The organism is Algoriphagus aquimarinus, assembly GCF_900112005.1.
Classification (GTDB): domain Bacteria; phylum Bacteroidota; class Bacteroidia; order Cytophagales; family Cyclobacteriaceae; genus Algoriphagus; species Algoriphagus aquimarinus.
Genome location: NZ_FOKK01000004.1, coordinates 155,573 through 177,933, shown reverse-complemented (window position 1 = coordinate 177,933; position 22,361 = coordinate 155,573). Strand labels below are relative to the sequence as shown.

The window sequence follows — 22,361 nt, the reverse complement described above, 5'->3', positions numbered from 1 at the left end:
TAGCTAAAAGGAGGTCCAAAGACCTATTACCAGAAAGTATTAAATCAAGAATGATTGGAAGAGGATACTTAAGTCCTTTTCAATCGAGGGGGGAATAGTGTGGGGGGTAGGTTGCTCCGAAGTAGTGTCAGGGGCAATGCCGAAAACAAATACTTGTGTAAATGCTGCAATAAAAATAAGCTGAGCAGCATCGATTTGTACGACTTTAAGATTTTGGTCACTGTCATTTTGAACCAACTCGAATTGATTTTGACAGCATTCAATAGGATCTATGCTATGATGTGTGTCGGAAGAACGATCTTTGTGTTGCATCTGCATTCCGCAATCCAAATGCTTGGTTGCAAGACCAAATTCTGCCATCATTTCCGAACCCATACAGATATGGGTGCTCTTAGCCATTCCGATGCTGGAAAGCATCAAGAGAAGTGCGAGCGCTATGGAAATTTGCTTTTTCAATTGGTTAAAATTACGGAATTGTTGGGAAAGGGTTTGTTTTTATCTCGAGTAATATAGAAAAGTAATACAACAACTGCTTTACTTTAATTCATTTTGTGAGTTAGTTATAATTTTTATAAGCTTCATTTTGAATAAGTTATACTGTATAAATCATTAGCAACTTTGCCATTCCTCAATCCTCAGTTTCAAAATACAAATGATAATGCTTACTGCAGCCAGGATTGAAAGCAGCCGTACATTTTGGACAGGCGTTTCCACTAGCCTGGTATTCTGCGATTGTCAACTCTGACCCACAGACTCCACATAAAATCGCCTTGGTATCAAACTCAGCTTTTGGCCAAACTTGAGGCTTGTGATCCGCTTCTTCCTCATGGCAGGAGAAACATGGGTAATACTTCTCACAGCATTTGAATTTGATCGCGATCACATCCAGATCCGAATGCCAATGCTGACAGCGAGTTTGATTGTCTACAGTTTGGCCATAGATATTCACTCCTTTGATGTTTGATTTCACGATGGGTAAAAGTGGTGCTTGCTGAGCAATAGCTTGGCCAGTAAAGAAGATTAATATGGCTAGTAGGAGGGATTTCATTAATTTTTTATAGTCTAGAAATGCACTTTGAATGCGGAAAGTTATACATTCAGATTGCAAATTTCAGGAAATTTAGGCTCAATTAATGCTTAAATCACACCGTCACTTAACTATCTGGGTACTAATAGAGTTCTTGATTGAGTGGAAAATTAAATTTTACTTAGATGGATAAAATAAGGATTTGGCTGATTAGTCGCTATCAAATTATCGTGACTAGCATTGCATTTATACCTGGATTGATAAGTTTGGGATTTTTAATATTGGCCGCGCTAATATTTTCATTTGACCTCACAGAAACTGGCCAGCAAGTAAAGTCTGACATTCCTTGGCTCAGTATCAAAGATCCATCTACTGCCCGAAGCATCTTGGGAGCTATAGCCGGAGGCATCATCTCGCTTACCGTATTCAGTTTTTCTATGGTGATGATAGTGCTAAGTCAGGCTGCTTCACAGATGAGTAATCGGGTTCTTGACAAATTAATAGGTAATCGATTTCAGCAAATTGTTCTTGGGATTTATATAGGAACTATCATTTACACTTTCTTCCTGTTTAGTACCATTAGAGAACAAGAAGAATCTTTTCAAATCCCTTCCCTAAGTATTTTTTTACTGACCATCATTACCGTTTTGGACATTTTCATCTTCATTTATTTCCTTCATTACATTACTCAGTCTGTAAAGTACAATGTCATAATAGATCGAATTAAATCATCCACTTACGATGGAATGAAAGATTTCTGCATGGCAAATGTGGAAGTAATAGAGCAACCAGATTTTGCTTCAAAATCTATAATTAGAGCCAATAGATCTGGTGTATACGAGGGATTCGATTTCAAAGAGATGAAGGATTTCCTATGTGAAAATAAGTGTAGCATGCAATCTATTTATCCTATGGGGACCTATGTACTGAGGGGGCAGCCAGTGATGAATTGCAGCAGAAACCTTGACGACTCGCACATGGAAGAAGCTTTGCTCGGAATTATAATTAGTGAGCAAGAATCTATAGAGCGAAACTATGAATATGGCTATAGACAGCTCTCCGAGATTGCTTTAAAAGCTTTAAGTCCTGGAATCAATGATCCTGGCACAGCTATTTTGAGCTTAAGAGCTTTGATTGATTTATTTGGCTTTAGAGCTTTGCATTTTCCTCCATCATCTTTTTCTATTGCAGGTTCCCCTTTTTTGGTTCATCGAAATGAATTGAGTTTTGACATTTTGTTTGAACAGACTATTTATCCGATTTGGGATTATGGAAAAGAGGATAGAATGCTTAGACAGGAATTTAGTCTATTGTTGAGCCAACTAGCTTTGGTAGCCAATTCTGATTCTGCCAACGTGCTTTACAAGCAAGTCAAGAAAAGAATTGGGGAGGAAAAGGTTTAACTTTTGATCTATAAATATCTTAAGAACGCTTCCGGATTATTGAGGAAGTTTTTTAAGATGGTAAAATGCTCTGTTTCCTCATATGTTACTTTCTGGATTTGATCGCCAAACTGGAATATCGTAGCGTTTGGGAGAGTCATTAAGATGGGTGAGTGGGTAGCAATGATAAACTGGCAACTGTGATTCTCAGCGAGATTTTTGATCAGGGAGAAAAGCGCCAATTGCCGTTGTGGAGAAAGGGCAGCTTCAGGTTCATCTATTAGATAGATGCCTTCTGCCTGCAATCTGCCTTCCAATACTTTTAGAAAACCTTCTCCGTGAGAAACCTCAGTTAGATTTCCATATTTTTTTTGAAGAGCTTCTTTCTGCCCTTGTACGGCTCCCACGGCCAGTTTCAACCCAGTTCCACTGAGTCTCTTTTCGAAATCAACAATGTCTCCTTTGAGTTCGTCGTCCAAATTCCGAAGTCGCTTCACAAATCCGAAGTAATCTTCTGCCCGAAAGAAAAAGCCTCTGTAAGCTTTGTCTTTCCATCTGGTGATGATGCTTTCTCCATAGGATTTGACTCCATCCAGCGTGTCATCTTGTTCCAAATCTGTGCTGCCAATAGCCGGCAAATTCAATTTAATCGCCAAGGCTTTCAGTAAAGTTGATTTCCCAGAACCATTTTCTCCTACGAAAATCGTCACCGGATTTTCGAAAGTCATGGTGTCAAGTTTCGCAAGCGAATTAATCGAATATGGAAATTGATCACTTCGGCTTTTGGGTAGAAGGACTTGGTGCAGGTAGTACATTATAAATTTAAATTCAATTGATTATTCGCAATTCATCATTCATCATTTGCAATTACAATCCAGACGGCGTGTCGTTTATTCGAATTTGAATTTCGATGATAGTAACTCGGAACAGCAGATTTTTAAGTTGCTTTCTATGTTTTCTATGTGCCTAGGTGGTGAATTATTCCACCACATAAGCTCATAGTTCTCATAGTTAAGAAATGAAAATTGATCTGCCCGTGCCCAGACAACCTAACTTTGTTGGCGATATCACTTTTGTGGTAAACTCATTTTTCATCTCAAAGAAATAAAGTCCATAAAGTTTTAATTTACTGAAGCTTCGGAGACATTTTATTCAAATTCGGTGATTGTAGGATCTAGATTGCATTCAGCTAGTTATAGGGATTCCGTAGCATTACGCTGGTTTTGCGATAAAACCAGCCTTCAACACAGTTTTGAACACTTCATCAGCAGTGATTTCTTCAGATTCTACGGTGAGAATTCTGTCCTCACTTTGTAAGTCCACTGACCAGGAATTAATTTTTGGCTCAGCATCTAGAAGAGGAGTGACCTTTGCAAGGCAATTGCCACATGCGATATTGGTTTTGAATTTTTGAGTTTTCATTTGAAGGAATTTTAATATTGTAAAATTGAAATATTGGAAAATTGTTGGTTTTATGGCTTGGTTTGTCAGGCTGAGCGAAGTCGAAGCCTTATCAACTTTGTGGTTTATATATCCTATAGCTATTAGTGACGCTCGGACTTATATAATTGAGTTTAATGAGTTATTACTTGATACTAGATACTTTTTACTCTTTTGAAATATCGAATGCTGAATGATCAATGATGAATATTGAAGTTTAAATACGCTTTCCTTTTAGCCTAAGGCTATTTAATACCACAGAAACCGAGCTAAACGCCATTGCTGCTCCCGCAATCATAGGATCCAGTAAGAATCCATTGATAGGATAAAGTACTCCTGCTGCAATTGGGATACCAATGAGGTTGTAAATAAAGGCCCAGAATAGATTTTCCTTGATGCCACGAACAGTCTGAGAGGATAAATTTAGGGCTTTCGGGATGACGCTTAAGTCAGAAGAAATGATGGTCATTTTCGCCACATCCATCGCAATATCTGATCCGTGACCCATAGCGATACTTACATCAGCTTGCGCCAAAGCTTCAGAATCATTGATTCCATCACCCACCATTGCTACGATCTTACCTTTAGCTTGGAGCTCTTTGACAAATTCTGATTTGTCTGAAGGCATCACCTCCGCTTTGAAATCTGTCACACCGACTTGCTTAGCCACTGCCGCAGCAGTTTGCTGATTGTCACCGGTTAACATGTACACGTCAATCCCTTTTTCTTTGAGCTGTTCGATGGCTGATTTTGAGCTTGGTTTGATCTCATCGGTAATGGCTATTACAGCTAGAACTGATACTTCATTAGCAAAGAAAACTACTGTCTTGGCATCGTTGCTCCATGTTTTAGCTAAGTTTTTTAGCTCTGAATTAACCGAAATTCCATTCGCCTCAATCAGTCGTGTATTTCCCACCACGAATTTTTGACCTGCCTGATTTTTAGCTTCCACACCTTTGCCAGTCAAACTCTGGAACTCAGTGATTGATTCAGCGGTGAATCCTTCCTCCTTAAGTTTTTTGCTTACAGCATCTGCCAAAGGATGCTCTGACTTGGATTCAATGGCAAGGAGTATAGAAGCAAACTCAACTTTCAGCTCTTCGCTTTCCCAGTTGATGTTTGATACGGTAGGTTTACCAGCGGTGATAGTTCCTGTTTTATCCAATATAATCGCGTTTACTTTATGTGCGATTTCCAAGCTTTCTGCGTCTTTAATCAAAATATGGTTTTCAGCTCCTTTACCAATTCCGACCATGATTGCGGTAGGAGTAGCCAGTCCCAAAGCACAAGGACAGGCGATTACCAGCACTGCAACAGCGTTTAATATCGCATGTGACAATGCGTCTTCTCCGCCTATAAGCATCCAAATTGCGAAAGTCAGAATCGAAATTCCGATAACCGTAGGGACAAAGATTGAAGCGATCTTATCCACCAGTTTCTGAACCGGAGCTTTACTTCCCTGAGCCTCTTGCACTCGTTTGATAATCTGCGAAAGAACTGTTTCACTACCGACCTTTTCGGCTGTAAAGTGAAAACTTCCTTTTTGATTTATGGTACCGGCGAAAACATCATCACTTTCAGTTTTCTCCACAGCGATAGGTTCACCACTGATCATACTTTCATCCACAAAAGAATTTCCCGAGATCACTTTCCCATCCACAGGGATTTTCTCCCCTGGGCGAACGATGATTTCATATCCTTTTTGAACTTCAGAAATAGGTATTTCTTGCTCCACCCCATCAACAATTGCTTTCAATGTTTTGGGCTGAAGTCCCATAAGATTCTTAAGAGCAGAGGAAGTTTTAGCTTTCGCACTTTCCTCCAGCATTTTTCCGAAAAGAATGAAAGTAATAATCACCGTAGCCGCTTCATAGTAAACATGTGGTTCAAATCCACGGCTAATCCAAAACTCAGGGAATAGGGTATTGAATAGACTGAAAATGAATGCGATACCAGTACTCAAAGCTACCAGCGTATCCATATTGACCGTTTTATTTTTTGCTTGCTTCCATGCGCTTACAAAGAACCTCTTTCCAAAAACAGTCAGAACTGGGATTGCTAAGATTAGGGAAACCCATGCACCTGGATGCCAATGCATAAAAAACATCCCAATGATAAATATTGGAAGAGTAAGAATCCCTGCTCCAATAGTATCCTTTTTCAGCTCTTGATAATGCTCTTTTTGCTTACTGGAGACCTTTTCTTCTACATCTTCAGTATCAGTGATAAGTCCATAACCAATAGCAGTAAGTGCCGCATTTAAGCCTTCTGGATTGATTTCATCTGTATATTCTACTAAAACTGTACTACTTGCGAAGTTCACTTGAGCGGATTTGACCCCGTCAGTATATGAAAGAATAGTTTCCACACTAGAGGCACATGCCGCGCAGGTCATGCCTGTTATAGGGAAAGTTTCCTTATGTATTATTTGAGTTGAATTTGCCATGAGCTGATTAGTCGTTGGTTGACATTACAAACTTAGAAAGACTCCACAAGGGAAGTGTTATGGAATTTTGAGTAAAAGTTATAAGATTTTGTAAGAGGGAGAGAGTCAAAAGATATCAGCTCAAAGTGGAAGAAATACATATGCAATAAAGAATTGGAGCTGAATTCCTTCGCCTAGTATAGTTTCCATTAGGATAGTTCTAAGAATCAAACTAAGCAGAATCACTCAGAATTTTTATAATCGGTTTCTATACTTATCTGATTTTCTTTACATTAAACGGATAAAATTAATCAATAAACCATGGCACTAATAAACCTTAAAATCAACGGAAAGGCTACTTCGGTTGATGTAGAAGAAGATACTCCACTACTGTGGGTGCTTCGAGATCATCTCGGATTAGTTGGCACAAAATACTCCTGTGGCATTGCCCAATGCGGAGCTTGCACAGTACACAGAAATGGCGAGGCTATATTTTCATGCATCACTCCAGCCGCTAGTCTTACAGAAGATGAGATCACTACTATAGAAGGACTTTCCAAAGACGGTGATCATCCGGTGCAAAAAGCATGGGAAGAAGTAGACGTGGCCCAGTGCGGCTATTGCCAAGCTGGTCAGATTATGAATGCTTCAGCGTTCCTCAAAAAGAATCCTGCGCCATCAATGGAAGAGATAGATGAAGCGATGAATAGAAATATCTGTAGATGTGGCACTTATCATAAGATCAGAGAGGCCGTTGCAATGGCTGCTAATTCCAAATAATCATGGCTACACTGACAAAAACTAACCGAAGAGACTTCCTGAAAATAGCAGGAACTACAGCAGGAGGCTTATTCATTGGCTTCAATTGGATGAGTTGCGACTCACCAAAAATGCAAGTGATCAGCACAGAAGAGGTGCTGGCAAATGCCAAGAATTTCAATGCCTTTTTGAGCATCGCACCTTCTGGGGATATTGTGATTTATTCACCTAATCCTGAATTGGGACAAAATATCAAAACGTCCTTTCCAATGGTCGTAGCCGAAGAACTGGATGCGGATTGGAGTAAAGTGCGCGTGCTTCAAGCAAACTTGGACTCAGATAAATTTGAGCGTCAATTAACCGGTGGCTCAGGTGCCATGCCTCACTCTTGGGAAAGGCTTCGCAAAGCTGGAGCTACTGCAAAGTATCTTTTGGTTGCAGCTGCCGCAAAGAAGTGGGAAGTGTCTGCCGATGAGTTAAGCACTTCGGAAAGTATTATTTACCACAAAGCCAGTGGGAAGAAAATAGGTTACGGAGAAGTAGCCAATGATGCAGCACTTCTGACCGCTCCTGAGGAAATTACTTTAAAGGATAAAAAGGATTTTAAGATCATCGGTACGCCTGTTAAGAATGTAGAAAACGGATCAATTTTTACCGGAAAGCCACTATTTGGGTTGGACTTTTACCGGGAAGGAATGCTTCATGCGATGATACAGCGAGCGCCTTTTGGAATGAAAATCAAGTCTATAGACGACACCGCTGCTAGAAATGTAGCTGGGGTTAAAGATGTGGTAACTTTTGAAAATAGCGTGGCAGTGGTTGGAACATCTACCTGGCCATTGATGAAAGCCAAGAAGCTTCTGAAAGTAGAATACGAAGCTGACGGAAAAGTAGAGAGCTCTGCTGATCACGATCAGCTTTTTAAGGATTTACTCGCAAACGGAAAAGCAGAAGTAAAAAGGGAAGATGGCAATGTAAATACAGCTTTTAAAAACGCTGCACAGGTTGTAACTGCCGAATACCAATGCCCATTCCTGTCGCATTCTCCTATGGAGCCAATGAATTTCTTTGCTCATGTCAAGGCAGATTCAGTTGAATTAGTTGGCCCGACTCAGACTCCGGAAAGCGCGAGAAGAGCAGCTGCTGAGGTATCAGGAATTGCTCCTGAGAATATCACTGTAGAAATCACCCGCTTGGGAGGAGGTTTTGGTAGAAGACTTCGAGCAGATTATGTGTCTGAAGCAGTTCATGTTTCCAAAATGATGAATGCTCCTGTGAAATTAACCTGGAGTAGAGAAGATGATCTGACAGGTGGAGCTTACAGACCAGCTGTGCGGTATAGATTTGAAGCGGCTTTGGATGCGGAAGGTAATATGACTGGCTACAAACTTCGAGGTGTAGGCATGAATGCCGGAAACAGCACTAGAGAAAACAATTTTCCTGCTGGAGCTGTGGACAATGTATTGATCGAAAATGTTAATTACGATTCTTCGATTACTACCAATGCCTGGCGTGCACCAATTACCAATTTCTTGGCTTATGCCGAACAGTCCTTTCTAGATGAAGTTGCTTTTGCTGCCAAAAAAGATCCTGTTGATTTTAGATTAGAGCTATTTGAAAAAGCGAAAGCAAATCCGATCGGAGGGGAACTTGGCTATGATGCTGATCGTATGATTGGAGTAACTAAAATGGCTGCTGAGAAATCCAATTGGGGTAAAAATCCAAATGTGAAGCAGGGATTTTCTGTGTATTTCTCTCATAGAACATACGTAGCACAAGTAGCTGATATTGAGATGGAAAATGGAACTCCATCTCTAAAGAAGATTCATGTCATTACTGACTGTGGAATGGTTGTAAATCCAACAGGCGCAGATCACCAAGTTCGCGGCGGAGTGGTCGATGGGATGGGACATGCTATGTATGGAAACCTGACTTTCGAAGGTGGACTTCCTACTCAAACTAACTTCGATAAGTATCGCTTGATACGTATGAAAGAGGTGCCAGCTGTAGATACCTACTATGTAGATAGCGGTTTTGATCCGACAGGTTTGGGTGAACCTTGCCTTCCACCAACTGGCGGAGCTATTGCCAATGCAATTTTCAGCGCAACAGAAAGAAGATTAAGAAGCCAGCCTTTTATTGATCAGAAAGAGTTTCAGGATCTGAATTTGGGGATAAAAAGAGCGTAAATAAAATGCTGTAGGGGCGAATCAATATTCGCCCAAAACCAATGATTCAGCAAGGATAGGGGCGAAAGATTTTTCGCCCCTACTTTATTATATCTCATCCATCTCTCTCTCCGGCCAGTAGGGGCCTTTGAGATTCAGTTTGTCATTTTCTATCTCAAAGGTGATTTTCATCTGATCCCGCTTTTGGTCATGAATAGCCAGACAAGCATTGTAGTGAACCAAATCAAATTCTAATTCAAAATCCCCTGAGCTTTCATCTTTGAAATTAATCTCAGAACCCAGATTCACTTTCTCGGCGAGCGCACCTTCCTTCTTGAAGTAGTAGGAGAGGAATATCCCTAAGTCCTTTTCATTTTCGGTCAAAACTTGTTTGAGTTCTTGGGAAGTTGGCTTTTCAGTTGACGGGAGTGTTAATGTCCAGGTTTCTTGCATGGTTGAAGTTGATAATTTTAAGTACTTTTTCAACTGTAAACTTTTCAATTTTTGAATTTAAATTATCTACAGCCATATATCTTCTTACTAACTTAGTAAAAATCCACCTTGCCTCCTTTGTAAAGGGGGAATTGTCAAATTTTCTAATGGCGTTCAATTATAAAATAGGATCGTCTTACAATTTCAATAATGAATTACCCTATTTATCTTGATTACAATGCTACCACGCCCTGCGCTCCAGAAGTGATTGAAGCGATGATTCCATGGTTTGGAGAGCACTTCGGGAATGCAGCGAGCAAATCACATGCGTATGGTTGGGTATCTGAAAATGCAGTAGAGGAAGCAAGAGAGCAAATTGCAAACTTGATAGGTGCTCAAGCCAAGGAAATCATTTTTACATCTGGAGCTACTGAAGCAATTAATCTAGCTATTAAAGGGACTTTTGATCTTTACAAAGGAGAAAAGCAACATTACATCACTTGCCAAACTGAGCATAAAGCCGTTTTGGATAGCATCAAAGCCATAGAAGAAAATGGGGCAGAGGTGACTTATTTGCCAGTTGACAATAAAGGAGATATTGATTTAAACTTATTGAAATCAAGTATCCTTCCACATACCAAAATGATCTGCCTGATGTGGGCAAATAATGAAACGGGCGTAATCTATCCTATAGCTGAGATTGCAGAATTAGCTGAAAAAAATGACATTATCTTTTTCACCGATGCGGTACAGGCAGCAGGTAAGATTCCAATTTCTGTAAAAGGGATTCATTTAATGGCTATTTCTGCACACAAGCTGTATGGACCAAAAGGCATTGGAGTCCTGTACATCCGACATAATCATTCACTGCCCAAGCCACTTGCCCAAATTCACGGAGGTGGACATGAGAAAGGTTTCCGAAGTGGTACGCTGAATGTTCCGGCAATCGTAGGTTTCGGTAAAGTTGCTGAACTGAGAAGGTCTGAAATGGTAACCGAATCAGACCGTGTGGAAAAGCTGCGTGATTTGCTGGAAAACAAACTTTTATCTTTTCCAGATACTTTTCTGAATGGAAGTCAGAATAGGCTTACTCATATCACAAACATTGCTTTTGGCGGAGTAGAAGGAGTGGATTTACTTCGCAATGTATGCCAGAAAGTGGCTGTGAGTTCAGGTTCTGCCTGCACCAGCATTTCTCCAAAACCTTCACATGTGCTTCAAGCGATGGGTTTGGATTCCGATCTAGGAAGAGCTTCGATACGATTTAGTTTGGGTAAGAATACCACTGAGCAGGAAGTGATGGATGCTGTGGACTGGGTGGAGAAAGTGGTGTTGGAGTTGAGAGGGAAATAATCTCTAGCGGCGGTGCAACGGCGATTAATATTAGAATATCTCCCGCAATGGCGCAAAGGCGCGAAGTTTATAATTTGGTCAAAACAAAAAAGAAACAACCAACCTGGTAATATTATACACAGACCTAATTAGCTGTTTTACAAACTGATAAGTAAAGTTTGATCAGTTCTTCTAAATCTTCAATTGGATATAAATAAGAATTGCTTCTATAATTAGAATCGCCATTAATTACTAGCCAGCCTAATCTTTCTTTAATTTCAATATCCCTCCCAGTAAAAATATTGTAAGGTTTAAGCTCTATAAAATCTATCGTTAAGATTCTTTTCGTTTTAACGACTTTGGAACGGCGATAAAGCATAAATTTTTTGGTGACTCTAATGCCTTCACTATCTGCACATATTATTTGTTTTCCCGCATAATACCAAATCAAGTAATAGTTAATCAATCCAGCTAACAGCCATCCTGTAAGCCAAAATACTGTAAGGAAATTGCTTTCTTCTACAATTAAATGTAACCCTAAAAAAATTCCAAAAAGCCAAATAATAGTGAAAACAGGGTATGAAACAAATTGTAAATAGTATAAAATTGGATATTTGAAATCAAAGTATGATCTAGTTTTAGATTCGATTTCCAGCTTATTAGTGAATGAACTACTTTCCAATTGTCTATTATTAGCGAATTACTTTCTAATTCAAATAAAACAGCGCATTAAAGCCTTCACAGGAGATTCTCCATAAAATTCGCTGCGCCCTTGCGCCTTGGCGGGATACTACATTACAAATTCAAATCCCTCAAATCCTCTTCAGTATCAATATCCACTTTACCTTTTGGGAAGGCTATAGTGACTAGATCATCCTCATGAGCAAGTAAAATGCTTTTGGCTCCTTCGTCACCTGTAAGTGCCATCAATTCTTTGAAATAAGCAGATCCGAAAAGTATAGGAACTCCAACAACTTTAGCATACTTACATGCAACGATGCCTTTTGATTCCTTCTCTTGAGTGGCAATAAGCTTATTTAGAATCTTTGCATCCACAAAAGGCTGATCACAAAGCATGATAATCACCTGATCCGGCTTGTCGAATTTCAGCATGTACTCCAATCCAACTTTGATGCTGGAAGACATGCCTGTTTCGAAGTAAGGATTGGGAATATTCGGGATACTAGCTCCCGGAAAAGTCTTCTTGATCTCATCACGATTGGCTCCCAAGACAAGTACTCTTTTGTCTGCATTGGAATCATTTGCGGCATTAATTGCCAGTTGAAGCAGGGTATTTTCTTTGTATTTCGCTATTTGTTTTGGATAGCCAAGTCTGGTTGATTCTCCTGCTGCAAGTATGATGATTCCGGTTTTCATATGATTATAATAATTTTTAATGGCCATATGGAATCTCGCATGATTGACCAATTTCTCTGGGTGAGATTCTAGTCATGCTCGATTTCATTCATTCTTAGTGTATGGGGCCTGTCTTATTTCGCAGAAAGGTACCTTGTTTTTTTGCTAAAACCGCTTTCACCTCTGCCAAAATGGACAAAGCAATCTCTTCCGAACCCTCGGCGCCTATATCCAAACCCATTGGGGAGTAGATAGCAGCTTGATTGACAGCCAGTCCTTTCTTCTCCAGTCGATCAATTAGTTTTTCAGACTTTTTCTTTGGTCCCAAAATCCCAACGTACGGCAGTTCCAGCGGAAGCAAATCTTCCAACACCAAAGCCTCATAGTCAAAGTTGTGCGTCATCAACAAAGCGACTGTATGAGTGTCAGTATTCAATTCCTTCACCACTTCATCACCTGCCCCAGTCACTAGTTGATTAGCAGTTGGGAAACGCTGGGCGGTAGCTAGATTCTTTCTGCCGTCTATGACTATGACTTCCAATCCCAAAATCTCAGCAATTTTAGCTAAAGGTATGGTGTCATTTCCAGCTCCAAAAAGAAGTATTCTTATTGTTGGCTTGATAGACTCTATAAAAACCTGAATATTATCATGCTCCTCAAATCTAAGGAAGATGTGTTGGTTAGGATCACTTGCTTTTACAACATCATTAATCTGAGTCCACAGTGAATTATTCAGACTTGCCGTATCTCCAAAGTCTTGAGCTTCTTTCAAAAGAACTTTGGTTCCTATTTGCTCTTGCTTGGAATATTTAACAGAAAACACAGTGATCAAACTACAGGAAATACGGTCTTGAATTGCTAATTTCAGCAACTCTATTGGATTGATAGTGTTTTGATAATCAATAGGTTCTATGAGAACATGTATAATTCCATTACATCCTAATCCAACACCGAATTTCTGATCATCCTCGTCTGTAGTATCGTAGGTGACAAGCATGGATTTCTGCTGGAAGATCACCGTTTGAGCTTTGCGCAGCGCATCACCTTCCAAGCATCCGCCAGAAATCGCTCCAGTCAATTGACCGTCTTCAGAAACTAACATTCTGGCGCCAGGTCTTCGATAAGCGGATCCATCTACCTGCACTACTGTGGCTAAAGCCACTTTTTTACCTTCTGTTTGGAAGGTTTCATACGCTTGGATGATGGTTTGGATTTCTTTCATAGAAATAGAGAAGACCTAATTAGTAGAACTTCTCCAACATTTTCAAGAAGATTCATTTCGATGGTAAGGATTCTAGCAAAAATATGAGGCATGCTTTAACTTGCAGTATGAAAATCCCAAGTCTCGCTCAACTCAAGAAAGAACTCAGCTATCTCAATGAGAAGGAATTGATCGATCTGGTCACAGATCTGAGCAAATTCAGCAGAGACAACAAGTCTTATTTATTTTTTAAGCTAAACGAGAAAGACAATCCTACACTGTATTTAGAAATGGTGCAGGAAGAGCTGGAGCTGGATTTTCAAACTGCTAGAGGTGATCATTCCTACTATGCTAAAAAGTCTGCACAGAAGCTACGTCGCAAAATGAACAAGCTGCTCAAACTGAGTAAGGTAAAAACAGATCAGATCGAAGTGCTTTTATTTTTCTGCGAAAAGCTGAAGGAATATGGCTTTCTCAGGCACAGAAATCAGGTATTGGATAATATCTACCAAATGCAATTGGGAAAGGCGGTTAAACTTATTTCTGGCTTGCACGAAGATTTGCAGTTTGACTATGAGGGGAGAATCGATGATTTGACGGGTTAATTTCCACCTTTATACTTCTGGAAAAGTGTTGGTCGGTTTGCTTGCAACCAAAGCAAAAGATACTTTGTATCTGGATTGATTTTAAGCTTGATATATATCCATCTAATTGTTATTCAATTAGGTATAGACTTGACTAAAGTTTAAAATCAATAAACCCAACCTAAAACCTAGTATGAAAAAGACAATCCTATTTTCCCTATTTCTGGGAATTGGAAGCTTAGCCAGTGCGCAAACTTCCAAAGTTGATCTCAGTAAATATCCCGCTCCAGTCACATTTACCAATGAGCAGGATCATGCAAATATGCAGCAGCAGCTCGGCATAAAAGTGCTTAGACCTGGCCCAAGTGGCAACGAATCTGCTCCAAATGCAGCGAATTACGATGAGTCCAAGGCCAATCCATGCCCTGAACTTCCTGATATTCTTACTACCAATAATGGACAAAAAGTCTCTACTGAAGATATGTGGTGGAAAACCCGCAGACCAGAATTGCTGAATGCATTGGAAACAGAAGTCTATGGGAAGCTTCCTGAAAACATCCCGAATGTCACTTGGGAAGTAAAAATCACTGATCGGGAATTTGTCGCCAGAACCCCAGTGATTGCGAAGCAACTCATCGGACATGTGGACAATAGTGCCTATCCGCTAATCAATGTGGATATCAATATGATGCTCGTAGTGCCTGCAAATGCAAAGGGACCCGTTCCGGTTTTGATGATGTTTGGTCGTCCGTCTTTTCCTGCTCCAGCACAGCCAAATAATGAGGATATGGAGATTTTAAATTCCTCCTTCAAAGAAATGATGATCAAAAACGACCCTTCTCTACAAACGCTTTTTGATAAATATCCAGCTTATAACCCTGTAACAAGATTGCCCGGCACTAGTTTTTTTGCTCCAGCTCCAACTGGAGAATCTCCCTCAACTGAGCAGCTACTGGCGGCTGGCTGGGGATATGCGACTATTGAGCCGGCAAGTATTCAGGCTGACAATCATGCTGGAATCACTCGAGGAATCATTGGGTTGGTAAACAAAGGGCAGCCGCGTTCACCGGAAGATTGGGGTGCACTTCGAGCTTGGGCTTGGGGTGCTGCCAGAGGTTTGGATTACCTAGAAACAGACCCCTTGGTTGATGCAAAAAAAGTAGGAATCGAAGGAGTTTCCCGGTATGGAAAAGCCGCTTTGGTTACCATGGCCTTTGAACCTCGCTTTGCAACAGCACTGATTGGTTCTTCAGGAAAGGGCGGAACTACTCTTCATAGAAGAGTTTTTGGCGAAGCCGTAGAAAGCCTTACTGGCGGAGAAAATTACTGGATGGCGGGAAACTACATGAAATACGGTGCAGAAGAATCAGACTTCGGTAGAATGGATGGATGTGATCTGACAGTTGATTCTCATGATATGCTTGCGCTATGTGCGCCAAGACCTGTTTTTGTGAGTTATGGTATCCCTGAAAAAGGCGATTCTAGATGGCTGGATCAAAAGGGGAGTTACATGGCTGTGATCGCTGCTGGAGTAACTTACAAACTTCTAGGTGCAACTGATCTTGGTGTGTCAAATGACTATATAAAAGAGGAAATTCCCCCTTATAATACCGATTTGCTGAATGGAGATTTAGCTTGGAGGCAACATGATGGAGGTCATACTGATGGCCCGAATATGCAGCATTTTATTCCCTGGGCTAATCGCGTTTTGGAAGTTGAGAAGTAAAAATTTCTGAAGTACGAGAAACAGAACAAAAGTCCTGCACTTGGCTAAATCAAGTGTAGGACTTTTTTGATTTAAGACTGTTGATAGAATTGCGGAAGTTAGTTGGTAGCTAGAAAGAATCACAAATCATAATGAATAGTATATCAGACATTTAATGATTTTTAGTAAATTCCTTTTTGTACAATTTTTCAACTCTAATTATTAGCCATGACAGGACTTGTAGTACTGGATGTTTTTATCAGTTTGGTGTTTATTTTTCTCCTCTACAGTCTCTTTGCGATGACTATTATAGAGACAATCACCTCAGCTTTTAGCTCAAGAGCCAAAAATCTAATCACAGGAATTGACCGATTACTTGCGGATGATCAGCAGTCAAATCGAATCAATCATACAGTTTTGAACCTCTTCTGGGTCAAAACTGACAACCCGCTAACCAAGGCATTTTACAAACATCCTTCTATCAAATATCTTGGGCACAAAGGAATTAACTCTAAGCCATCTTATATCGCCAAGGAGCGCTTTGCAGGAACTTTATTTGACCTGCTAAAACAAGGGAGTTACCTGGACGAAGTAGATAACATCTCTGCTACTCTTGGTATGATTCAAGAGTACGACTCTAGTGAATTGGTTTCGCGAATCAAAAGCACAGAAGAGGATTTGAAAGCGCTAGAGCAATCTGCTGAACCAGATAAGCTGACTATGGAATCGTTGAAGGAAGAGCTTGCGTTTCTGAAAAAGGAGCATTTCGAGCGAAATAACAAAGATCATCCATGGGAAATCGAAGGATTTTCTCTTGGGGAGGAAACGAAATACCAATTAAAATTGCTCTGGAAAAATGCCGCAAATGACAAGGCTAAATTCCGGGCCTTGATGGAAAACTGGTATGAAGATCAAATGGATAGGGTCGCTGGATGGTATAAGCGTAAACTGACATTTTTGACCTTTATCATAGGTCTAGCGATTGCTTGCACATTTAATGTCGATACCATTAGACTTACCACAGATCTCAGTAAAAATGAGGATATGAGAACACTGCTTGTGGAAAGTGCCAAGACTCATTTAGCTGAAAATCCAGAAGGTGGAACTACGAGTTCTTTTGATGCGCAGCGAAAGTATTTAGACTCATTGAATATTACACTGAGTAGTTACAATGATGTCTTGGGAGCCAGTAAGGCGGAAGATTACACGTTCTGGACTTTTCTAGGTTGGCTCATAACTGCTTTTGCCATTTCCCTTGGAGCTCCATTTTGGTTTGATCTGTTGAACAAGCTTATGAAAGTCCGTAACTCAGTTCAAATTCCCGTAAATACGGCATCAGCATCCGCATCTACAGAAAGCACCAACACAAACGTAGTAGGCTGATGGAAACTTTCAAGGGAATAGTAAATCTTCATGTGAATCTCCGACAGAATTGGCCCTCCGTCAATGCCAAGGTTTCAAAAGTGCTTAAGCCAAATACGGAAGTAGAGATATCGCATGCTATAGTAGGGGAGCCATACCTAGATTCTGATATTTGGTATGTATTGACAAATCACTGTTTTGTATGGAGTAAGGCCGTTTATGCCAGTTCAGAGATCCCACTTCTCGACAAGAAAATCATTGTCACGGCTGATGATATAGGAATTGTAGACCAGATAGATGTCGGTGCGCAAATAGCCCTGAAAGAAGGATGGATTAATTCTCTCGCTGTACTGGTAAATCGTCCAAATGACCCTAACGATGAGTATTTAAAGCGATTTGGGGAAACACTTAAGAATCATAGCAGAAATGGCTGCTCTAAAAGTCTATTTGAAACGACACACATTGGTCTACACTTTACGATTACTTCTGGGCAACCTGTTTCCAACTATACTGCAGTTCGACTTTTAGTTGACAACGACGGCAAGTTTCTGGATTTTAGGAAATTCAACAAAAATTTTGAAAAGGCAGATTATGTCAACCAGATAAAAGGGGAGTTTTTGGCTCAGTACGAAAAATTCATACGTGTATTTGGCAAGGAACCTGATCATCTCACTTCCCATCATGATGTGCTTACATTTAACAATCCACTTTTCAGCTTCATGCACACCTGGTCTAGGGAAAGGGGAATTCCTTTGAGAAACCATAGGTTTTTACCTTCCTCCAAACGATTTTGGTACGATACCTTAGCACTTACCAATGTGAATTTGCCATCAATAAACACCATGAATTCCTGGGAAACTAGCTATGGCGCTACAGACTTCGAAAGTCCTGAACATACCGTAGTAGAGCATTATGGTCCAATTCCACCCTTTGGAGTTACTTGCTACGAAAGCGCCAAAAGAAAGAAGCAAGGCAAACTCATCAAGTGGATAAGTGATTTTCTAGTAAGTACTGACACCAGCAGGGAAATAGTGATTCATCTGATCAAGTCTGATTTGCGTAATCAGCGTGACTATGTCAAATTCTATGATCCACTTCGATCATCCTATCCAGGGATAGAAATCAAATACTTCGATGGGCGGGCTGCAGAGTATCTTTCTCTCAATGAAAAACGACCATGGACAACTCATCCTGCACTAGATCTTTCTCCAGCTTATTTCAGACCATTTATGAAGTCTGACGAAAGTCAATCATTCTCTGCAGAATAATTTTGTTATGCTGATCCGTTTGTGACATTACCACATGGTGATTGAACACTTTTCGAGCTGATCATTCAGGAAACGAACCCTGCGTGCGTGAGCTTTGATCACATTCTTCCCTGTGGTTAATCCTGCTACTTTGCTAACTATATACGGAGATCGCTTCAAACTCATGAACATGAAAGAGCTGCGAAAAACGCTGGAGTGAAGCATTTCTACAATGAAGATGAAAGCCCTATCTACTACCAGCAGGTTCCTAAGAGTATTGCGTATTTAAAGAGTTTGAAGAAGTAGGAGAGATTAGAAAATTGAGATTTCTTATTTAGGGACTCTCTAAAAATAGATGTTTTGATTGTACTCAACAGCCATATACGTTAAACCTCAAACTTCTTACCCGTCAATTCTTCAGAAACTGACCAAAGTTTAGTAGCTACACCCAAGTCATGAGATTTGCTGCTTGACCTTACTTTTACTGGAGCACCTTTCACTTCTCTGAATCCGGAAGGACCATAATATTCTCCGCCTTTTGCTGCAGGATCCAGCGCAGCTCTCAATGTAGGAAGTGCGCCATGCTTAGAATCCTGTCCTATGAGTGAAGCCAATGGAGAAAACAAGCTGCTAGCAATGGATGGTAAGAAGGCGCCCAGATTTGTGGCTGAAAAGCCAGGATGAGCAGAAAGTGCCATAGCATTGATGCCTGCAGAATCCAGACGTCTTTGAAGCTCGTACGCAAACATCATACAGGCCAATTTACTCTGCGCATACACCGACCACTTATCGTAGCCTTTTTCCGCATTTAAATTATCGAAAGAAATCTTCCCGGTTTTATGAGCCAGACTGCTCAGCGTGACGACCCTAGCATTCGGAGTAATCTTTAGAAGTGGGAAAAGTAGATTTGTAAGATGAAAATGTGCCAAATAATTCACTCCAAATTGACTTTCAAATCCATCTTTGGTGGTGGTAAGGGGTGGCATCATAATGCCGGCATTTTCAATCAACAGATCCAAACGATCATATTTCTTCGAAAACTCAGCTGCAAACTCTTCCACTGATTGTAAACTATTTAGATCTATCAAGATTATTTCCAGATCTGCCTTAGGGACTTCAATAAGGATCTTATTCAATGCATCCTTAGCCTTATTTAGATCTCTGGAAGCAAGAATAACAGTTGCTTCTTTTCTTGCGAGAGCTAGAGCAGTTTCGTATCCTAAACCAGAGTTTGCTCCAGTCACAATCGCAATTTTTCCTTTTTGAGAAGGAGCAGTTTCAATTGAAAAATTTATCATAAAAATCATCAACGTTAGAATTGTAAAAATAGATGAAAGCAATTTACAGAAATCATACTTAAAAATTAGTCAGTAGCCAATTAATGATGAATTGCGCTTATATAAATGGTATTTGAGAACATTAGAATTTCAATTACCTTTTTGCAAAATATCCACTGACTATGAAAAACCTTCTTTACGCTTCACTTGCTCTTTTGATCTCCTGTAGCCAACAAAATGACCCGGATAAGTTAAAAGCTGAACGGAATTTTGTAGAAGTATCACAAATAGACACTTCCATCAAGCCCGGCGACAATTTCTTTATGTACGTAAATGGCATTTGGTATGATACCGCCAGGATCGCAGATGATCAATCAGGCGTGGGTTCTTATTCATTTTTGAACATTCCTCAAAAAATGCTTTTGCAAGACATATTAGAGGAAGTATCCGCTGGTGAGCATGCTTCAGGGAGTATAGACCAAAAAGTGGGTGATTTCTATGCTTCTGGAATGGACACAGAGGCGATCAACGAGCGTGGATTTGAACCTATCAAACCAATTTTGGCTAAGATCGAGGAGATTACTGACGTGCATTCCCTAATGAGTTTTGTCACTGAAGAAATCAAGTCAAATAACCAATCAATTCTAGGGTTGGGAATCTCTCCAGATGCAGAAAACAGTAGTATCAACATTGCACACTTTAGCCAAACTGGGTTGGGTTTGCCTGATCGGGATTATTACTTCAAAACTGATTCCTCCACTATAGGAATTCAGAAAGCCTACTTGGATTACCTCGCTACACTATTCCAACTGACTGGCACTGAGCCTGAGACAGCCAAGAAAGATGCAGCAGCTGTGTATGCTATTGAAAAAAAGCTAGCCGAATCGCACAAGACACGCATAGAACGAAGAATAGTAAAGGAAAATTACCATAAAATGGCTGTTTCCGAACTGGATCAGAAAGAACCAAATATCGCGTGGTCTAAGACCCTTAGCCAATTGGGATTGAAAGCAGATTCAGTAGATGTACGCCAACCAGCCTATTATTCTACGCTAAATAAACTGTTGAAATCCGTTCCCATTTCTGAATGGAAGACTTACGTGAAAGCACATACACTATCCTCATTTGCCGATGTGCTGAGCAAGCCCTTTGAAGATGCATCCTTTGCCTATGAGAAGGTCATTTCTGGTCAGTCTACACAGTTGACTCGGCAGCAGCAGATGGCACAGAAAGTAGATCGGCAGTTGGGCTTTGCTTTAGGACAATTATATGTAAAGCGATACTTCAATGAGGATGCTAAAAAAAGGGTATTAGATCTGGTAAACAACCTTCAGAAGGCTTTCGAAAGCAGAATTAATAAGCTGGATTGGATGAGTGACAGTACCAAAACTCAGGCGAAAGAAAAGCTGTATGCTATCACCAAGAAAATAGGTTATCCTGACGAATGGAGAGAATACAATGTTACTATAAATCGAAATAAGTATTTCGAAAATGTATTGGCACTGCGCCAAGATCAAAGCCGCTATGAATTAGATAAATTCGGCAAGGCACCTAACAAACTAGAGTGGGGGACTACGCCTTCTACTGTGACGGCCTATTACAATCCATCTTTGAATGAAATTGTGTTTCCAGCTGGAATACTTCAGTATCCTTACTTTGATTTGTATGCTGATGACGCAATCAATTACGGTGGAATAGGAATGGTAATCGGTCATGAGTTAACCCATGCATTCGACGACCAAGGTGCACAATACGACAAGGATGGTAATGTAAAAAACTGGTGGACGGATGAAGATTATGAGAAATTTAAAGGGAAAACCCAGCAGTTGATTGACCGTTACGACAGTTTCACTGTGTTGGATTCAGTGCATGTAAAAGGAGCAATGACCATTGGAGAAAACACTGCTGATAACGGAGCTTTATATATTGCCTATGAGGCATTTAAATTAACAGAACAAGGACAGGACACGACCAAAATTGATGGGTTTACGCCTGACCAGCGATTCTGCTTGTCAATCGCACGAATCTGGAGAGTGAAAACCCGTGATGAGTTTCTACGCACCTACGTAAACACCAATTCACATTCTCCTGCAGTATGGAGAGTGAATGGGCCGCTGATGAATTTTGATCCTTTTTATACCGCTTTCAACATTCAGCCTGGAGACATCAATTACAAGTCTGAAGAGGAAAGAATTAAAATTTGGTAAAACTGTTGGGACACAAAAGACCAAAGAAGGAAGATTCCAATTTCCTCCAGTCCTCGGTCTTCTGTCTTCTGTCTTCCATCTATTCTATATCTTTGAATTAACCAACAATCTTAACTTCCACATGTTTGACGGACCTGATTACCCTAATTCTATTACTGAAGATCTTTTTGAATCTTGGTTAGAAGAAGGTAGAGCGAGTAAAATCAGCTATCATTTTTTACTGATAGTCTGGAATGTATATGACGAGAAGTACAATCCTGTCTATGTGGAAACGCGCGAGGAGATAGGGAATTATGAACTTTACCCTAATGCCAAAGGCTCTGAAGCGCTTATTGCTGTGTATGATTTATATTCGGAGTCTAGAGTTAGCATAGGAGTGTAAAGAGCTGTGACGGCTTTATTTCTAGTCAAATTGACCCAACTTTATGCGTTAATTCAACTACTACCCAACCATTAT

At 40.3% G+C, this 22,361-nt stretch carries 20 protein-coding genes; 10 read left to right on the top strand and 10 right to left on the bottom strand.

Annotated elements, in window-relative coordinates; all coding sequences use genetic code 11:
* Positions 1–39: 39 nt before the first annotated feature.
* Together BM291_RS06705 and BM291_RS06700 are read right to left on the bottom strand one after the other, a co-directional pair.
* On the bottom strand, positions 40–456 hold the full coding sequence (locus tag BM291_RS06705) for an HYC_CC_PP family protein (protein WP_139229055.1): 417 nt from the start codon (positions 454–456) through the stop codon (positions 40–42).
* A gap of 172 nt (positions 457–628) precedes the next feature.
* On the bottom strand, positions 629–1,048 hold the full coding sequence (locus BM291_RS06700) for a CHY zinc finger protein (protein ID WP_092895593.1): 420 nt from the start codon (positions 1,046–1,048) through the stop codon (positions 629–631).
* Positions 1,049–1,212: 164 nt separating this feature from the next.
* Here BM291_RS06700 and BM291_RS06695 point away from each other — a divergent pair, with 164 nt between their 5' ends.
* A complete protein-coding gene (locus BM291_RS06695) occupies positions 1,213–2,430 on the top strand; it encodes a DUF2254 domain-containing protein (RefSeq protein ID WP_092895591.1) in 1,218 nt (405 codons plus the stop codon).
* Positions 2,431–2,438: 8 nt separating this feature from the next.
* Here the strand turns inward: BM291_RS06695 and BM291_RS06690 are convergent, their stop codons facing one another.
* From BM291_RS06690 to BM291_RS06680, 3 genes are all read right to left on the bottom strand, one after another.
* Complete coding sequence (locus BM291_RS06690; RefSeq protein WP_175499660.1) at positions 2,439–3,137, bottom strand: AAA family ATPase; 699 nt, start codon at positions 3,135–3,137, stop codon at positions 2,439–2,441.
* A 484-nt stretch (positions 3,138–3,621) separates the two neighbouring features.
* Complete coding sequence (locus BM291_RS06685) at positions 3,622–3,831, bottom strand: heavy-metal-associated domain-containing protein (RefSeq protein ID WP_092895587.1); 210 nt, start codon at positions 3,829–3,831, stop codon at positions 3,622–3,624.
* 235 nt (positions 3,832–4,066) lie between these two features.
* A complete protein-coding gene (locus tag BM291_RS06680; RefSeq protein ID WP_092895585.1) occupies positions 4,067–6,295 on the bottom strand; it encodes a heavy metal translocating P-type ATPase in 2,229 nt (742 codons plus the stop codon).
* A gap of 300 nt (positions 6,296–6,595) precedes the next feature.
* Between BM291_RS06680 and BM291_RS06675 the strand changes: the two genes are divergently transcribed.
* Entirely contained in the window at positions 6,596–7,054 is a 459-nt protein-coding gene (locus BM291_RS06675; RefSeq protein WP_092895583.1) for a (2Fe-2S)-binding protein, read from the top strand.
* Positions 7,055–7,056: 2 nt separating this feature from the next.
* Positions 7,057–9,222: a xanthine dehydrogenase family protein molybdopterin-binding subunit gene (locus BM291_RS06670; protein ID WP_092895581.1), complete on the top strand. Its 2,166-nt coding sequence runs from the start codon at positions 7,057–7,059 to the stop codon at positions 9,220–9,222.
* Positions 9,223–9,309: 87 nt separating this feature from the next.
* Here BM291_RS06670 and BM291_RS06665 read toward each other — a convergent pair whose 3' ends face one another.
* Complete coding sequence (locus tag BM291_RS06665) at positions 9,310–9,654, bottom strand: hypothetical protein (RefSeq protein WP_092895579.1); 345 nt, start codon at positions 9,652–9,654, stop codon at positions 9,310–9,312.
* Positions 9,655–9,843: 189 nt separating this feature from the next.
* On the opposite strand from BM291_RS06665, the gene BM291_RS06660 reads away from it, so the two are divergent.
* The gene (locus BM291_RS06660; protein WP_092895577.1) at positions 9,844–10,986 is read left to right on the top strand and encodes a cysteine desulfurase family protein; all 1,143 of its coding nucleotides are present in this window, start codon (positions 9,844–9,846) and stop codon (positions 10,984–10,986) included.
* A 124-nt stretch (positions 10,987–11,110) separates the two neighbouring features.
* On the opposite strand, the gene BM291_RS06655 is transcribed toward BM291_RS06660, so the two are convergent.
* The 3 genes from BM291_RS06655 to BM291_RS06645 all read right to left on the bottom strand — a co-directional run bounded on the left by BM291_RS06655 (position 11,111) and on the right by BM291_RS06645 (position 13,543).
* A complete protein-coding gene (locus BM291_RS06655; protein ID WP_092895575.1) occupies positions 11,111–11,647 on the bottom strand; it encodes a hypothetical protein in 537 nt (178 codons plus the stop codon).
* Between the two features lie 113 nt (positions 11,648–11,760).
* Positions 11,761–12,342, bottom strand: a complete 582-nt coding sequence (locus BM291_RS06650) for a nucleotidyltransferase family protein (protein WP_175499659.1) — start codon at positions 12,340–12,342, stop codon at positions 11,761–11,763.
* A gap of 94 nt (positions 12,343–12,436) precedes the next feature.
* The gene (locus tag BM291_RS06645; RefSeq protein ID WP_092895571.1) at positions 12,437–13,543 is read right to left on the bottom strand and encodes an XdhC family protein; all 1,107 of its coding nucleotides are present in this window, start codon (positions 13,541–13,543) and stop codon (positions 12,437–12,439) included.
* A 107-nt stretch (positions 13,544–13,650) separates the two neighbouring features.
* Between BM291_RS06645 and BM291_RS06640 the strand changes: the two genes are divergently transcribed.
* The 4 genes from BM291_RS06640 to BM291_RS06625 all read left to right on the top strand — a co-directional run bounded on the left by BM291_RS06640 (position 13,651) and on the right by BM291_RS06625 (position 18,441).
* Positions 13,651–14,127 carry a hypothetical protein gene (locus BM291_RS06640; RefSeq protein ID WP_092895569.1) on the top strand — a complete coding sequence of 159 codons (477 nt, stop codon included), beginning with the start codon at positions 13,651–13,653 and terminating at the stop codon, positions 14,125–14,127.
* A 172-nt stretch (positions 14,128–14,299) separates the two neighbouring features.
* Positions 14,300–15,832, top strand: coding sequence for an alpha/beta hydrolase family protein (locus tag BM291_RS06635; protein ID WP_092895567.1), 1,533 nt, complete (start codon positions 14,300–14,302; stop codon positions 15,830–15,832).
* Between the two features lie 207 nt (positions 15,833–16,039).
* The gene (locus tag BM291_RS06630) at positions 16,040–17,194 is read left to right on the top strand and encodes a hypothetical protein (protein WP_092895565.1); all 1,155 of its coding nucleotides are present in this window, start codon (positions 16,040–16,042) and stop codon (positions 17,192–17,194) included.
* On the top strand, positions 17,194–18,441 hold the full coding sequence (locus BM291_RS06625; protein WP_092895563.1) for a ChbG/HpnK family deacetylase: 1,248 nt from the start codon (positions 17,194–17,196) through the stop codon (positions 18,439–18,441). The genes BM291_RS06630 and BM291_RS06625 overlap by 1 nt, the downstream gene beginning before the upstream one ends.
* A gap of 365 nt (positions 18,442–18,806) precedes the next feature.
* Here the strand turns inward: BM291_RS06625 and BM291_RS06620 are convergent, their stop codons facing one another.
* Positions 18,807–19,718, bottom strand: a complete 912-nt coding sequence (locus BM291_RS06620; protein WP_175499658.1) for an oxidoreductase — start codon at positions 19,716–19,718, stop codon at positions 18,807–18,809.
* A gap of 161 nt (positions 19,719–19,879) precedes the next feature.
* Between BM291_RS06620 and BM291_RS06615 the strand changes: the two genes are divergently transcribed.
* Positions 19,880–21,904: a M13 family metallopeptidase gene (locus BM291_RS06615; RefSeq protein WP_092895561.1), complete on the top strand. Its 2,025-nt coding sequence runs from the start codon at positions 19,880–19,882 to the stop codon at positions 21,902–21,904.
* A 121-nt stretch (positions 21,905–22,025) separates the two neighbouring features.
* On the top strand, positions 22,026–22,286 hold the full coding sequence (locus BM291_RS06610) for a hypothetical protein (RefSeq protein ID WP_092895559.1): 261 nt from the start codon (positions 22,026–22,028) through the stop codon (positions 22,284–22,286).
* Positions 22,287–22,361 lie beyond the last annotated feature (75 nt).

Bases quoted from the DNA above. Each gene is read 5' to 3' on its own strand.
- BM291_RS06700 (WP_092895593.1), bottom strand. From the start codon at position 1,048: ATGAAATCCCTCCTACTAGCCATATTAATCTTCTTTACTGGCCAAGCT.
- BM291_RS06695 (WP_092895591.1), top strand. From the start codon at position 1,213: ATGGATAAAATAAGGATTTGGCTGATTAGTCGCTATCAAATTATCGTG.
- BM291_RS06690 (WP_175499660.1), bottom strand. From the start codon at position 3,137: ATGACTTTCGAAAATCCGGTGACGATTTTCGTAGGAGAAAATGGTTCT.
- BM291_RS06685 (WP_092895587.1), bottom strand. From the start codon at position 3,831: ATGAAAACTCAAAAATTCAAAACCAATATCGCATGTGGCAATTGCCTT.
- BM291_RS06680 (WP_092895585.1), bottom strand. From the start codon at position 6,295: ATGGCAAATTCAACTCAAATAATACATAAGGAAACTTTCCCTATAACA.
- BM291_RS06675 (WP_092895583.1), top strand. From the start codon at position 6,596: ATGGCACTAATAAACCTTAAAATCAACGGAAAGGCTACTTCGGTTGAT.
- BM291_RS06670 (WP_092895581.1), top strand. From the start codon at position 7,057: ATGGCTACACTGACAAAAACTAACCGAAGAGACTTCCTGAAAATAGCA.
- BM291_RS06665 (WP_092895579.1), bottom strand. From the start codon at position 9,654: ATGCAAGAAACCTGGACATTAACACTCCCGTCAACTGAAAAGCCAACT.
- BM291_RS06660 (WP_092895577.1), top strand. From the start codon at position 9,844: ATGAATTACCCTATTTATCTTGATTACAATGCTACCACGCCCTGCGCT.
- BM291_RS06650 (WP_175499659.1), bottom strand. From the start codon at position 12,342: ATGAAAACCGGAATCATCATACTTGCAGCAGGAGAATCAACCAGACTT.
- BM291_RS06645 (WP_092895571.1), bottom strand. From the start codon at position 13,543: ATGAAAGAAATCCAAACCATCATCCAAGCGTATGAAACCTTCCAAACA.
- BM291_RS06640 (WP_092895569.1), top strand. From the start codon at position 13,651: ATGAAAATCCCAAGTCTCGCTCAACTCAAGAAAGAACTCAGCTATCTC.
- BM291_RS06635 (WP_092895567.1), top strand. From the start codon at position 14,300: ATGAAAAAGACAATCCTATTTTCCCTATTTCTGGGAATTGGAAGCTTA.
- BM291_RS06630 (WP_092895565.1), top strand. From the start codon at position 16,040: ATGACAGGACTTGTAGTACTGGATGTTTTTATCAGTTTGGTGTTTATT.
- BM291_RS06625 (WP_092895563.1), top strand. From the start codon at position 17,194: ATGGAAACTTTCAAGGGAATAGTAAATCTTCATGTGAATCTCCGACAG.
- BM291_RS06620 (WP_175499658.1), bottom strand. From the start codon at position 19,718: ATGATAAATTTTTCAATTGAAACTGCTCCTTCTCAAAAAGGAAAAATT.
- BM291_RS06615 (WP_092895561.1), top strand. From the start codon at position 19,880: ATGAAAAACCTTCTTTACGCTTCACTTGCTCTTTTGATCTCCTGTAGC.
- BM291_RS06610 (WP_092895559.1), top strand. From the start codon at position 22,026: ATGTTTGACGGACCTGATTACCCTAATTCTATTACTGAAGATCTTTTT.